The following is a 13,139-nucleotide window of genomic DNA, read 5'->3' as shown; positions in this document are numbered from 1 at the left end:
ACACGCAGCGACCGGACCGCGGCCGCACCCCGGGCGGGGGCGGCCGCGGCCGTTCCATCACCGGGGCGCCGCGTCGTCCTTGGCGGGCGGGGCGCCGAGCCCGAGCTCCTTGAAGAGGAACGCGAACACGTCGGCTTGCTCCTCGATCTCCTCGGAGAGCGGTGTCCCGGCCCCGTGGCCCGTCGAGCCGCTCGCCCGGAGCAGGATGGGCGCCGAGCCCGACGAGGCCGCTTGCATCCGCGCCGCCATCTTGCGCGAGTGCCATGGATCCACCCGCGGGTCGTTGGCGCCGGTCAGGAACAGGGTCGCCGGATAGGCGGTCCCGTCCTTGACGTGGTGATACGGCGAGTAGGCGTAAAGGGCCTTGAACTGCTCGGGGTCCTTCACCGTGCCGAACTCGGTCACGTTGAACGCCCCGTTCGGCGTGAGCTCCACCCGGAGCATGTCGTAGATACCGACGTGCGACACGACCGCCTTGACCATCTCCGGGTGCTGCGTGAGCAGCGCTCCCATCAGCAGACCGCCGTTCGAGCCGCCGCGGATGGCGAGCCGCGCCGGGCTCGTGACGCGCCCGTCGATGAGGTGCTGCGCGCACGCCGCGAAGTCGTCGAAGACGTTCTGCTTCTTCGTCAGGTTGCCGCCGCGGTGCCACGCCTCCCCGAACTCGCCGCCGCCGCGCAGGTTGGCGATCGCGACCACCCCTCCCTGGTCGAACCACAGCCGCCAGAGCGGGTTGAACCCGGGAGCCATGCTCGTCCCGTAGCCGCCGTATCCCGTGAGCAGCGCCGGCGCGGTCCCGTCGAGGGGCGCGCCCTTCCGGCGCAGGATGTTGAGGGGAACCTTGGTCCCATCCTTCGAGGTGCACGCCTCCCGGGCGACCTCCACGTCGGCATAGGAGACAGGGGCCGTCATCGCGAGCGGCGTCTTCATCACCTTGCCGTCCCTGGCCGAGTACGTGAACCAGGCCGCCGGCTCGGTGTAGCTCACGCCGCGAAAGAGCATGTCGTCGCCTTGCGTGCGCACGAGCTGCCGCACCGAGGAGACCTGCGGGATCGGCACCGTCCCGAGCGCCTTGCCCTTCAGATCGAAGACGCGGACCTGCGACGGGCCGCCGAGCAGATCGCGGACGTAGAGCCGCCCTGTCGTGGGCAAGAAGTCCTGGATCACCGCCTCGCTCTCGGGCACCACGAGCTCCGCCCTGGCGAGGTCCAGCTTGCCCGGCGAGAGGCGCAGCACCTTGCCGCGCGGCGCGTCCTTGCGCGACAGGAGGTAGAGCCGGTCGTCGGCGCCGAACACGACCCGGATGACCTTGTCGGGCAGGTCGGCGAAGCGCTTCCACTTGCCCGAAGCGTCGAGGAGATAGTGCCAGTACTCGCCTCCATCGCCGTTCTGCACGCTGGCGAGCACGAGCTTGCCGCTCTCGCTCGTCGTGAGCTCCACCTCGGCGATGCGGGGGAATTCCGTGCCGAGCGCGTACTTGTCGTCCTTGTCCGGCGTACCGAGCTTGTGGAAGTAGATCTGCTGGAAGAAGCCCATGTCCTCTCGCGGGCGCTCCCCGGGCCGAGGGTGCCTTGTGTAGTAAAACCCCTTGCCATCGCCGGTCCACGCCAGGCTGCCGCCCGCGGTGCCGCTGTTCGCGTAAGGAACGGTGTCGCCCGTCTCCTTGCCCGTCGCCACGTCGTAGACGCGCACGGTCCCGCTCTCGGTGCCGCCTTCGGACAGGGAGACAGCCACCTTCTTGCCGTCGCGCGACGGGACGAACCAGTCGATGGCCGTGTGCCCTTTCGGGTCGATGACCTCTGGATCGACGAGGGTCCGCGCGGAGGCGGGGTCGTTCACGGACCTCAGGACGACGAGGAAAGGCTGCTGCTTCGGCGGCTGGTCCTTGAGCGCGAAGATCTGCCCGCCGGCCTCGTCGAGCGCGTAGTGGTTCGCGGAGGTCGCCGACAGGATCTCCTGCACGCGCGCCCGGATCGCGCCGCGCGCCGGCACGGCGTCGAGGGCGCCGCGCGAGAGCTGGTTCTGCTCGGCGACCCAGCGCTCCACCTCGGGGGAGCTCCCGTCCTCCAGCCACTGGTAGTCGTCGACGACCCGGGTGCCATGGTACTCGCTCGCCACGGGCCGCTTCGCGGTCGCCGGATAACGAAGCCGCCCCGGTCCGGAGGGCGCTGCCGGCGCAGCGTGCGGCGGCGGGGTCGCGGCGGCCGGGGACGCGGCCGGCTTGTCCAGCGGCCTCGACGCGGGGGCGCTGCACGCCGCGAGCAGCGGCAGCGCCAGGATGAAGGCGGGGGTCGTACGCAGGCGGTTCATGTCCCCGACGCTAGCCGGCGACAGGGCGGTCACGGAAGTGGGCGAGCGCCGTCGCGATCCTGCAACCGTGCAAGCCGGATCCTCGCAGAATCGAAACCCGCGCGATCGGCGCCCGAGACATAAGTAGGGGAATTTCCGAAGGGTGTACCTGGTACGGAGAATGCTTAGTCTTGGGCCAGCTCCGCCGGCGGCCTCCGCCTAATCCCCCGAGGCGCCCGGCGGCGCTGCTATTTTGTCTGCCTGATTTCGGGCAGCCGCTCTGGTCGCGGCGCCTCGATGGCTGAGGCCGCGGGGCGCCGACGCCCCTGCGTCGATGGCTGAGGCCGCGGGGCGCCGACGCCCCTGCGTCGATGGCAGAGGTCGCCTGGGCCCCCTGGGCCCCCGAGCAGCGCGAGGCGCGGCGCCCTTCCTGCTACCGTGCGTCGCATGGCGACACATGGGAACGAAGGGGCGGCTGCGAAGGGCGAGGTCAGCGAGGTCGACGAGAGCGTCCTGAAAGATCTCGAGTCGAGGTACGCCGAAGTGGCTTGCCCGGTGCACGGCGAGCCGCCGAGCTTCGAGCTCGCGCCCGACGGCTCCGTGGTCGAACGCTTCTGCTGTCCAGCGCTCCTGTCGATCGTCCGCGAGCTCCAGGTCGCCGCGGGCGAGCGCCCTCCGCCTCCAGAAGGCGAGGACGAAGAGGTCAGAAGCTGATCCCCGTCGCGCAACGAGGGGTGCGCATGAAAGCGGGGGGAGGACCGTTCCCGGCCGGCGCGCTTTAAGCTGCGCGCCATGCTGGACATCGATCGCCGCACCTTCATCGCCGGCGCCGCGGCCTCCGGACTGCTCGCCTCGTTTCCCCGCCTCGCCAGGGGCGCGAGCGGCAAGGCCGTCGACCTCTCGCCGGTATACGACAAGATCGCCGAGCAGCGGAGTCAGTCGATCGAGCGCATCCAGCGCTGGATCCAGCAGCCGTCGATCTCGGCGCAGAACGTCGGCATCGCCGAGTGCTGCGACCTGACGATGGATCTCCTGCGCGACGCCGGCTTCGGGACGGTCAAGAAGATGAAGACCGACGGGCATCCGGGCATCTTCGCGACGCTCGACGCCGGCGCGAAGCAGACCATGGGCTTCTACTTCATGTACGACGTCCAGCCGGTGGAGGAGAAGGAATGGTCCTCGCCGCCCTTCGCCGCCAGGCTGGTCGACAAGGCGGACGTCGGCAAGGTCATCCTGGGGCGCGGCGCGGTCAACCAGAAGGGACCGCAGGGGGCGTTCCTGGCGGCGCTGCACGCGGTGCGCGCCGCTGGCCTGAAGCTGCCGGTCAACCTGGTGGTGGTCGCCGAAGGGGAAGAGGAGCTCGGCTCGCCGCATTTCTCGCAGGTGGTGAGGAACGATGACGTGATGAAGGCGCTCGCGAAATGCCAGGGCGTGATGATGCCGGCGGCGAACCAATCGCTGTCGGGCACGGTCAACGTCGTCCTGGGCGCGAAGGGCATCGTCTACGTCGAGCTGGAGGCGAGCGGCGAGGCGTGGGGGCGCGGCCCCCGCGACGGGGAGATCCACTCCAGCATGAAGGTGGTCGTCGACAGCCCGGCCTGGCGGCTGGTGCAGGCGCTCGGCACGCTGGTCTCGGCGGACGGCAACGAGCCGATGATCGACGGCCTCACCGACGCCGTGCGCCCGGTCTCCAGCCAGCAGAAGAGGCTGCTCGACGACCTGTCGGCGCGCTGGGACGACGCCGACTGGAAGAAGGTCTTCGGGGTCGACAGGTGGGTGAACGACCTCGACGAGCGCGCCATGCTCGAGCGCTACGTCTCGCGCCCGTCGGTGAACATCGACGGCCTCTACGCCGGCTACATCGGAGAGGGCTCCAAGACCATCCTGCCGCACCGCGCCTTCGCCAAGATGGATATCCGGCTGGTGCCGGACATGACCGCAACGGACGTGCTCGCCAAGCTGCGCAAGCACCTCGACAGGCGCGGCTACAAGGACATCGCTATCAAGAACATGGGCAGCTACGACCCGACGGACACCGCGCTCGAGGCGCCGCCCATCCAGACCCAGCTCGCCGTCTACAAGGCCGCGGGCCTGAACCCGGTGATCTGGCCGCGCCTCGCCGGCTCCTGGCCCGGCTACCTCTTCACGGGAAAGCCGCTCGAGCTCCCCGCCGGCCACGTCGGCCTCGGCCACGGCTCTGGCGCCCACGCCAAGGACGAATACTTCGTCATCGAGCCCGCCGCCGGCAAGAAGTACCTCGGCCTCGACGGCGCGACCCGCTCCTTCGTGGATTTTCTGTTCGCTCTCTGAAGCGCTCCGAGCTCCTGATAGCGCTACTCGTCGAACGCCGCGCCCGCGATGACGTCGCAGAAGTGGATGGGTCGAAACCCGTCGAGCCTGCGCTCGCCGACGTCGGCCACGACCGGTGAAGTGGCCGCGGCCGCCTCGTTCCGGCGGAGCAGCCCGCAGAACGCGGAGGTCATCGCCTCCTTGAAGCCGAGCCGCGGGTAACGCCCGAGCGCCTCCTCGACGAGCCGGTCGGGCAGGAGCGTCCGGGGCGCGTAGCCGACGTCGATGGCCGCGCCCATCTGGCAAAGGGCGATCTCGGGGCGCTTTCGCTGGGGTATCACCACGGTGGTGTGCAGGGCGATCGCGTCCCAGACGATCTCCTGCTCGCGCGCGCCGACCCCGCGCGCGGCAAGGAAAGCGCTGGCCGCGTCGGCCCCCTCGACCTCGAAGCGCGTCTCGACGGGGGCCGAGTCGGTGAGGCCCAGGTCGTGGAACACACACGCCAGATAGAGCAGCTCGCGGTCGTACGACAGCCCTCTCCTCCGCCCCAGCGCGTCGCCGAAGACGTACGTGCGCGCCACATGGTTGAAGAGGAACGGGGCGCTGACCGCCCTGGCGTGCTCGGTCGCCTCGGCGCAAAGGGCGCTGTCCGGAATCTCGGGTAGCTCGATCGCATTCATTGGCTCCTCCCGGGTTTGCTTGGGCCTGGCTCGGGGCGCGGTGAAGGCAGCGCGGCGCCCGGGCGCGCGGACGGCCCGCCGCCGCGCCGCCGGCGCCTCGCCACAGTGGGTACTGGACGGCGTGTGTGTCCGAAAGGACAATGGAGCCGCAATTTCGGCCACGGCTGCTCCGCTCGATCCGTGGCGAGCGCGGTCCGGTTGCAGCCCGATACTCCGCCGGCAGGAAAGCGAGACCACCCCGCAGGCCGTAGCTCGCGCGCCCCTCCGGTGGGGTCGCTTGAGGCAGCCGCCGCCACGCTCTATCCTGGTCGCCGGCGATGCTGCTCGGACACGACGCGCTCAGGAACCTCTGCCGGGCGCGGGACCTTCTCTCCGAGGTGCGCGAGTCGAGGTTGTCGATCGAGGACGTGGCGCGGGAGGTGGCGATCTCACCCTACCACTTCATCCGGCAGTTCGAGGCGGTGTTCGGCGTGACCCCGCATCAGTACCGCATCCGGCGGCGCCTTGATCTGGCCAAGCAGCTCCTGGCGGCTGGACATCACTCGGTGACCGACGTGTGCATGGAGGTCGGGTTCTCCAGCCTCGGCAGCTTCAGCGCGCTGTTCGCTCAGCGGATCGGCGTGCCGCCGTCGGCGTACCGGCGCCGCGTGCGCGCGATGGTCCAGGTGCCGGGGAGGCTCCCGTGGGAGCTCGTCCCCGGCTGTCTCACCCTGATGGGCCGGCTGCCGCCGGGCGCGTTTCGCAGTTTTCGAGAAGCGTGAGCCGGGCGGCCCTGGCAGAGTCGGCCCGAACCGTCAGCTCAGCGAGGCGATCGATGAGGATCAAGCTCAACAGCATCATGGTCGAGGACCAGACACGCGCGCTCAAGTTCTACACGGAGGTGCTCGGCTTCAAGAAGAAGAGCGATTTCCCGGTCGGAGAGTACCGGTGGATCACCGTGGTCTCGCCGGAGGGCCCCGACGACCTCGAGCTCGTGCTGGAGCCGAACGCCAACCCGGCGGCGAAGACGTTCCAGCAGGCGATGTTCGCGCAGGGCATCCCGCTCACCGCGTTCGAGGTAACGGACCTCAAGGCCGAGTTCGCTCGCCTCAAGGAGCACCAGGTCGCGTTCACCCAGGAGCCCACGCCGATGGGCCCGGTCATGATCGCGGTGTTCTCGGACACCTGCGGGAACCTGATCCAGCTGTATCAGCCGCTCTGATACCACGGCGCCAAGGGCATCCCCGGCCTGATAAGGTGTTGTCGCCCAGGGACGAGCGGCTCGCGAGGCATTGCGCGCGTCACCGCAGCGGCGCTGGCTCGGGCTCGGCCTTGATGTCGCCGTCCGGCTCGGGCCGGTCTCGACGACACGGGCCGAGGTTCTTCAGCAGCTCGACGGGCAGCGCCACGTCGACCGAGAAGCGCTGCTCCTCCGGCTTGCTCGCCCAGGGAGGGCGCCGCGCCTGCGTCTCCACCCGCGCGTGGTCGAGCAGCTCCGCGAGCTCGTCATTGTCTTCGCGCTTCGCGTTGAGCCGCCCCATGGAGAGCGCGGCGCCGAACAGCTTCGACAGGTCCTGCATCTCCTGGCCAGCGGGGCCGGCGACCTCGGCGACGACGGCGACATCCTCCGAGGCGTCGACGTGGATCTCCACCCGCTGGACGGTCTCTCGGATCCGCTCGGCGAGCTGGTCCTGGTCCGACGGCAGCATCTTCGAGAGATCGTCGGGCGAGAGCACTCCATAGACGTCGCTGTAGGCCTGGTATTCCTGAAGGATGGATCCCTGCGCGGGATCGGTCGATTCGAGCCGATCGATCGCGTCCTCGACGAGATCGGGCTCGGCACGCGGGTTCAAGATCAGGACGTCAGGCCCCCACGTCGCGACGCCCCTGCCCGTGTCCTTTTCCTCGTAGAGGACACCTCTCTCCCCGTACGTCCGCGTGGACCATCGCTCACGCTCGAACCTCGCGCCCTCGAACGATCCCTGGAGCACCATGAGCCCCGTGCTCGACGCGGCGATGCGCTCCACGTCCTCCAGCACGTCGATCCCGTATCGGTCCTTCAAGCGCGCGAAGCCGGCGCGCTCGTCGCCGCGCGACAGCATGCAATCGAGCCAGATCTGCATGATCGGCGACTCTTTGAGCGCCTCGATCTCGAACACCATGGCCGAGCGCTTCGGATCGGCGGGCAGGGCGGCGAGCACCGGGTCGCGCTTCCATTGCGGCGTTTCGACGCCGGGCGGCGGGGCGGACAGCGGCGGCAGCGTGCGGCGACGGCTGGCGCGCTCCACCTCGGCCGGCTTCGGATAGCGCGGAAACTCGATCTTCCGGGGCCGGACCGTGGGCTTCTCCTTGTCACCGCGCGACATCAGCCACGCGGCGAGCGCGAGCAGGACCATCGCCGCCGCGAGCCACACGCCCCGGTTCTTCATCGGTCTCATCGGGTCGTCACCCCCGCCCAGGCGCCGCGGAGCTGCCGATGTCGATCGCTCACCGCCTCGTCCAGCATCGCCGCTCCACCCTAGAAATCCTTCTCTTCGAACACGTGGATGCCCACCGCGAGCGCGGCCAGGCCGAAGAGGAGCAGCCCCGCCACCTGGCTGGCGAGCACATCCCCCTTGATCGCCGTCGCCACCGCGAACTCCGCCGACGCGTCGGCGAGCGCCGACACCCGCGGCAGCACGAGCGTCGCCGCGCGGAAGGCCCCGCGGGCCAGGCCAGGCTCGAAGAACGAGTCGAGCTGCTCGCGGTACCCCGCGACGATGCCGATGATGAACAGCGCGATCCCCACCGCCGCGGACAGCGCGGCGCTCCGCACCATCACCGCGGTCGTGAGCATCGCCCCGTAGATGCCGGCGAACGTGACGCTCGCGAGGAGCGCCGCCACGATCGGGCTCGCCATCCACACGCCCGCCCTCAGCCCGAAGATGACCGTGATCCCGAGGGCGCCGTACAGCGTGCTGAGGAGCGAGAGCGCGAGCACGCCGAGGAACGTGCCTAGCAGGAGCTCGAACCGCCGCACGGGCAGCGAGAGCAGGTGCTCGATGCGCCCCGGCGCCAGCAGGCTCGGGCCGAAATCGGCGCAGGAGACGATCCCGAACGCGAGCCCCCCGTAAAACAGCACGTACGCCAGCGCGCGGCCGACGTAGCGGAGCGCGACGTCGACCGAGCGGATGTCGCCGCGGCCGACCTCCTTGCCGAAGAGCCGCGTCGCCGCGAGCGCGCCGTCCACCACCTCGAGCTGCAGCGCGCTCCCGATCACCACGAGCGCCATCGTGACGCCGATCCCGAGGGCGAGGAACCACCGCCGCGACGAGGCTTCGCGCAGGAGGTCGCCGGCGACGCTCAGCGCCGCCCTCACGCCACACCTCCGCGGGCGCCGCCCGCGCCCAGCGCCTCCGCCAGCACGTCCTCCAGATCGCGCAGGTCCCGCGACAGCTCGACGAGCAAGGCGCCGGCCCGCCGCGCCTCGTCGAGCGCCTCGTTGAGCGCCGCGGGGCTCTCGGCCTCCAGGCGCCACCCGCCCTCCCCGTCGACCGGATGGAACCCGAGCGCGGCGAGCCTCGCCGCATCGGCGCCGTCCGCGAACCGCACGCGGTACGCCGTCTCGCTGCCGCACAGCTCGACGAGCGCGCCCTCGCGCACGAGCCGCCCGCCCGCGAGGATGCCGATGCGGTCGCAGATGCGCTCGGTCTCCGACAGGAGGTGCGAGTTCAGGAACAAGGTCGCCCCCCGCGCGCGCTCTTCGCCCAGGATCCTGCGGATCTCGGCGCGGCCGAGCGGATCGACGCCGTCGGTGGGCTCGTCGAGCACGAGCAGCTCCGGCTGCCCGAGCAAGGCCGCGGCGAGCCCGAGGCGCTGCCGCATCCCCTTCGAGAACCCGCCGATCTTGCGGTCCGAGTCGACCCCGAGCCCTACCCTCTCGACCAGCGCGCGCAGCGCGCCCTCGCCCGGCGAGAGGCCCTTCATGCGGGCCACGCTCGCGAGGAACTGCCGCGGCGTGAACGCGCTGGGCAAGAAGAGCCGCTCCGGCAGGTACCCGATCCTGGCGCGCACGCCCGGGTCCTCCGGCTCGCCGCCGAGCACGCGCACGGCGCCGCTCGTGGGGCGCACCACGCCGAGCAGCGTCTTGATGAACGTCGTCTTGCCCGCGCCGTTGAGGCCGATGAGCCCGAACGCGGCGCCGCGCTGGATGGCGATGTCGAGGCCCGCGAGCGCCGTCTGTCCGCCGCTCCGGCGGAAGAAGCCGCGGTAGACCTTCCTCACGGAGGACGCTTCGATGGCCAGCACGGCGGCGTAGTCTGGCCGGCCGACCGCCGCACGCAAGCGGAATGCCCGAGGCGAGGGAGAGCGGGGCAGGAATCCTCCAGTCGCGACGGCGCGACCAGGCGCGCGCCGAGTCGACCTCGAAACACAGGTTCAGAGCAAAACACGTCGTGAGGGAGCGGGAAGTCCAGACGCTCCGGAGGCGTTCCGGCCCCATCCTCCGCCCGCGGGCAGCGTCAAGCGCCAAGGAGCACGTGGTTATGACAGACCATGTCCGACCGGGTCCACGCCTCGATCACACCCCGTCCTCTCCAGTTCTCCACAGGGGTTCTCCACAGGACATCCCCTGGAGAACAGCTGGATTCTGTCGATTACCTTTGCCGCGCGCGCCTCCTCTCGTCATGGCCACTCGCGCGGCCCGGAGCAGCCCCGCGCCGCCGGGTGAACCGCGCCCGGCCACCCGCATAAACATTCGTAATTACAAAACTTTTTCGACCAGCGGCGCATCCGTCCGCCCTCGACAGGTTGGGACAATGTCCGTCCGACCGATCCCTTTCCTGACGGGTCGAAGATGACTATCCATGGTAGACACCAAGGACGCGGCGCGACGGCGTGTCTCTCGTACGACGCGTGTCGATGGCGCGCCGGAATGCTTCGTTTTGCAGGAGACTTCATGGAAAAGATCTCGCTGACGTACTTTGTCGACTTCGTTCTCAAGGCCGGGACGCCCAAGCTGACCGGCGTCAGGGAGTTCAAGGAACGGAAGGACGAGCTCTACACGGACTTTTACAGGCAGGTGCGAGAGGCGATCGTCGACATGCACAGGAGCGGAAAGCCCACCAGCGTGCTCGACGGCTTCCTCGCCGCGCAGCACGACGAGCGGCGCCGCCGCATCTACCCGTCGGTGGTGAATGGATATCGCAAGTTCCTCGCCTCGACGAAGATGACGTGGTTCGAGCCGCCGGCGTCGACGTACCGCCTGGGCGATCTCGAGATCAACGTGAATCCGGAGCTCGGGCTCGTCATCGATGGGACGCCCCACGTGATCAAGATGTATTTCCGCGGCGAGCCGCTGTCGTCCAAGCGCGTCTCGGTCGTGCTGAACCTGCTCATGAACGGGCTCGCCGAGAGCACGCCGGGCGGCGCCTTCGCGGTGCTCGACGTGCGGAACGCCAAGATTCACACCTTCAAGGTGCCGAACCCGCGTCTCAGCCTGCTGCTCCGCGGCGAGGCGGCCTCCTTCGCCACGATCTACACCGGGCTCTGATCGCGGCGGCGCCGCGCGGCGCGAGGCGGCGCCGCGCAGCGCGGACATCACGCCACGTCAGCCGTCGATCACCTTTCCGGGGTTGAGGATGCCGCCCGGGTCGAAGGCGTGTTTGATGCGGCGGTGCAGCGCGAGCGACGCCGCGCCGAGCTGGCGGGTGAGGAGGCCGCGCTTGAGCGTGCCGACGCCGTGCTCGCCGGTAATCGTGCCGCCGAGCTCGAGCGCCTGCGCCATCACCTCGTTGAAGGCCGCGACCGCGCGCGCCTCGGCCGCGGCGTCGCTTCCATCGAACACGACCAGAGGGTGAAGGTTGCCGTCGCCCGCGTGCGCCACCGTGGCGATGGTGGTCTGCGTCGCGGCGGCGATCGCCTCGATTCGACGGAACATCTCCGGCAGCTGCGGCAGCGGCACGGCGACGTCGTCGACGAGCACCGTGCCGAGCTCCGCGAGCGCCGTGAGCGCGAGGCGGCGCGCGGTGAGCATCATCTGCCCCTCGCTCTCGTCCTCGGTGGTGGCGATCACCGTCCCGCCGGCGGCCTCGCAGGCCGCCTGCATGCAGGAGAGCTCGGCGGACCCGGGCGCGTCGCTCTGCGCGATCAGCATCGCGGCAGCCTCGGTGTCGAGGCCGAGCGGGCGGAAGCGCTCGACGGCGCGGAGGGCCGTGCGGTCCATGATCTCGAGCATCGACGCATCGACCGAGCGGACGATCGCCGCGACCGCCCGGCCCGAGGCCTCGAGCGAGGTGAACGTCGCGACGAGCGTGGTCGCCGGCGGGGGCCGCCGCCGCAGACGCAGCGTGATCTCGGTGATCAGCGCGAGGGTGCCCTCGGAGCCGACCAGGAGCCGCGTCAGATCGTAGCCTGCGACGTCCTTGCGGCTCCGGCCGCCCGTGCGGAGCACCGTCCCGTCGGCGAGGACCGCCTCGAGGCCGAGCACGTAATCGGACGTGACACCGTATTTCACGCAGCACAGGCCGCCGGCGTTGGTGGCGACGTTGCCGCCGAGGGTCGAGACGGCGTAGCTCGACGGGTCGGGCGGATACCACAGCCCCCGTTCGTGCGCGGCGGCCTTGAGCTCGCCGTTGAGCGCCCCCGGCTGGACGACGGCGAGCATCGCCGCCTCATCGATCGCGAGGATCCGGTTCATGCGCTCGAAGCTCACCACCACGCAGCCGTCGCTGGCGGTCGCCCCGCCGGCCACCCCGGTCCCGGCGCCGCGCGGCACCAGCGCGGTGCGGTGCCGGGTCGCCCACTGCGCCAGCGCCTGCACCTGGGAGGTCGAGGCAGGCCGCGCCACCGCGACGGGCCAGCCGCCAGGCGCCCAGAGGGCCTGATCGCGGCGATAGCCCTCCAGGATGTCCCGGTCCGTCACCAGGCCGTCGCCCAGGACAAGCGCAAGTTCGTCGAGCGGGGTCATGTGCCGTAGAACTCCGAGAGGTGCGCCCTGAGGAGCGTCGCCGCCGACTTCGCGTTACCGCGCTCGATCGCGCGCAGGAGCGCCCGGTGCTCCTCGACCACCCGCGGGCGGATCGCCGCGAACGAGCGCGGCCTCAGCGCCTCTTCGAGGTGGAGCCGGATGCTGTCCTTGACCGCGACCATCACGAGGGCGAGCGCCTGGTTGCCAGAGGCCGCGACCAGCGCGACGTGGAATGCGATATCGACGTCGTGGAACTCGGTGGGGGAGATCTGCTCCCGCTCCATCGCCTCGAGCGCGGCGCGCGCCTCGTCGAGGTGAGCGGCGACAGGCGCGGCCGCCGAGCGGGTCATCGCGGCGGTCTCGATCGCGACGCGCAGCTCGATGAGGTCCGGGAGCGACACATTCCGGAGCTGGACCACGTGGGTGAGCGCCTCGCAGAAGCGGTCGACCGCCGCGTCAGGGCTCGCGGCCTGCATCGGCGAGGTCCGGCCGCGCGACGCGAGCAGCCCCTGCGCCTGGAGGTGGCGGAGCGCCTCGCGGATCGTCGCGCGGCTGACCCCGAACTGCTGAGCGAGCTCGCGCTCGGGCGGCAGGCGCTCACCTGACGAAAGCGAGCGATTGAGGATCGCGTCGCGGATCTGGTCGGCGACATCGACGTAGATCGCCGAACGGGACACCGTCCGGAAGCGGGGGGAATTGGTCATGTTGTCCGTTGGTCAGACCAACGTACCGGCGGCAATCCTCGCCGTCAAGACAGAATCGGGAATCCATGCCGGTCAGGTGGGGGGCTCCGGAGGGGTTATTGCCCTCGCCTCGGGCCAGGGAAGGAAGAAGCCCAAGGACGAATTTGCGGTGGCGAACCGGCGCGAGCCGTCGGATCCCCGGCGGTTTCGGGGGGACCTGACGACGGATCGGCCCACCTCGGAAGGCATGGCCCCAGCGCGGGCCCCACCGGC

At 70.3% G+C, this 13,139-nt stretch carries 12 protein-coding genes; 5 read left to right on the top strand and 7 right to left on the bottom strand.

From position 1 onward, the window contains the following. Nucleotides 1-57: 57 nt before the first annotated feature. On the bottom strand, nt 58-2,310 hold the full coding sequence (locus WMF12_RS03800; RefSeq protein ID WP_437865601.1) for a prolyl oligopeptidase family serine peptidase: 2,253 nt from the start codon (nt 2,308-2,310) through the stop codon (nt 58-60). 426 nt (nt 2,311-2,736) lie between these two features. On the opposite strand from WMF12_RS03800, the gene WMF12_RS03795 reads away from it, so the two are divergent. Continuing rightward, nucleotides 2,737-3,003: a hypothetical protein gene (locus tag WMF12_RS03795; RefSeq protein WP_437865588.1), complete on the top strand. Its 267-nt coding sequence runs from the start codon at nt 2,737-2,739 to the stop codon at nt 3,001-3,003. A 78-nt stretch (nt 3,004-3,081) separates the two neighbouring features. After that, on the top strand, nt 3,082-4,599 hold the full coding sequence (locus WMF12_RS03790; protein ID WP_437865584.1) for a M20/M25/M40 family metallo-hydrolase: 1,518 nt from the start codon (nt 3,082-3,084) through the stop codon (nt 4,597-4,599). A 23-nt stretch (nt 4,600-4,622) separates the two neighbouring features. Here the strand turns inward: WMF12_RS03790 and WMF12_RS03785 are convergent, their stop codons facing one another. Then, nucleotides 4,623-5,258, bottom strand: coding sequence for an HD domain-containing protein (locus WMF12_RS03785; RefSeq protein WP_437865577.1), 636 nt, complete (start codon nt 5,256-5,258; stop codon nt 4,623-4,625). A gap of 317 nt (nt 5,259-5,575) precedes the next feature. Here WMF12_RS03785 and WMF12_RS03780 point away from each other — a divergent pair, with 317 nt between their 5' ends. Both WMF12_RS03780 and WMF12_RS03775 read left to right on the top strand, forming a co-directional pair. Continuing rightward, a complete protein-coding gene (locus WMF12_RS03780; RefSeq protein WP_012233393.1) occupies nt 5,576-6,019 on the top strand; it encodes a helix-turn-helix transcriptional regulator in 444 nt (147 codons plus the stop codon). Nucleotides 6,020-6,072: 53 nt separating this feature from the next. Beyond that, entirely contained in the window at nt 6,073-6,459 is a 387-nt protein-coding gene (locus WMF12_RS03775; RefSeq protein WP_437865560.1) for a VOC family protein, read from the top strand. 79 nt (nt 6,460-6,538) lie between these two features. On the opposite strand, the gene WMF12_RS03770 is transcribed toward WMF12_RS03775, so the two are convergent. From WMF12_RS03770 to WMF12_RS03760, 3 genes are all read right to left on the bottom strand, one after another. Next, a complete protein-coding gene (locus tag WMF12_RS03770) occupies nt 6,539-7,666 on the bottom strand; it encodes a hypothetical protein (protein WP_437865555.1) in 1,128 nt (375 codons plus the stop codon). A gap of 89 nt (nt 7,667-7,755) precedes the next feature. Next, nucleotides 7,756-8,595: a hypothetical protein gene (locus WMF12_RS03765; protein WP_437865550.1), complete on the bottom strand. Its 840-nt coding sequence runs from the start codon at nt 8,593-8,595 to the stop codon at nt 7,756-7,758. Beyond that, the gene (locus WMF12_RS03760) at nt 8,592-9,524 is read right to left on the bottom strand and encodes an ABC transporter ATP-binding protein (protein ID WP_437865547.1); all 933 of its coding nucleotides are present in this window, start codon (nt 9,522-9,524) and stop codon (nt 8,592-8,594) included. The genes WMF12_RS03765 and WMF12_RS03760 overlap by 4 nt, the downstream gene beginning before the upstream one ends. A 649-nt stretch (nt 9,525-10,173) precedes the next feature. Here WMF12_RS03760 and WMF12_RS03755 point away from each other — a divergent pair. Then, entirely contained in the window at nt 10,174-10,767 is a 594-nt protein-coding gene (locus WMF12_RS03755; protein WP_272093450.1) for a hypothetical protein, read from the top strand. Between the two features lie 57 nt (nt 10,768-10,824). On the opposite strand, the gene WMF12_RS03750 is transcribed toward WMF12_RS03755, so the two are convergent. Both WMF12_RS03750 and WMF12_RS03745 read right to left on the bottom strand, forming a co-directional pair. Next, complete coding sequence (locus tag WMF12_RS03750) at nt 10,825-12,183, bottom strand: FAD-binding oxidoreductase (RefSeq protein WP_437865533.1); 1,359 nt, start codon at nt 12,181-12,183, stop codon at nt 10,825-10,827. Continuing rightward, nucleotides 12,180-12,887, bottom strand: coding sequence for a FadR/GntR family transcriptional regulator (locus WMF12_RS03745; RefSeq protein ID WP_437865526.1), 708 nt, complete (start codon nt 12,885-12,887; stop codon nt 12,180-12,182). Before WMF12_RS03745 ends, WMF12_RS03750 begins: the two co-directional genes overlap by 4 nt. Between the last annotated feature and the right edge of the window lie 252 nt (nt 12,888-13,139).

Origin of the sequence: Sorangium sp. So ce363, from assembly GCF_051520435.1 — a bacterium.
In the GTDB taxonomy this organism is placed as follows: Bacteria; Myxococcota_A; Polyangia; order Polyangiales; family Polyangiaceae; genus Sorangium; species Sorangium cellulosum_B.
Note: the sequence above shows the minus strand (reverse complement) of the source record. Positions and strands in the feature narration are given on the sequence as shown.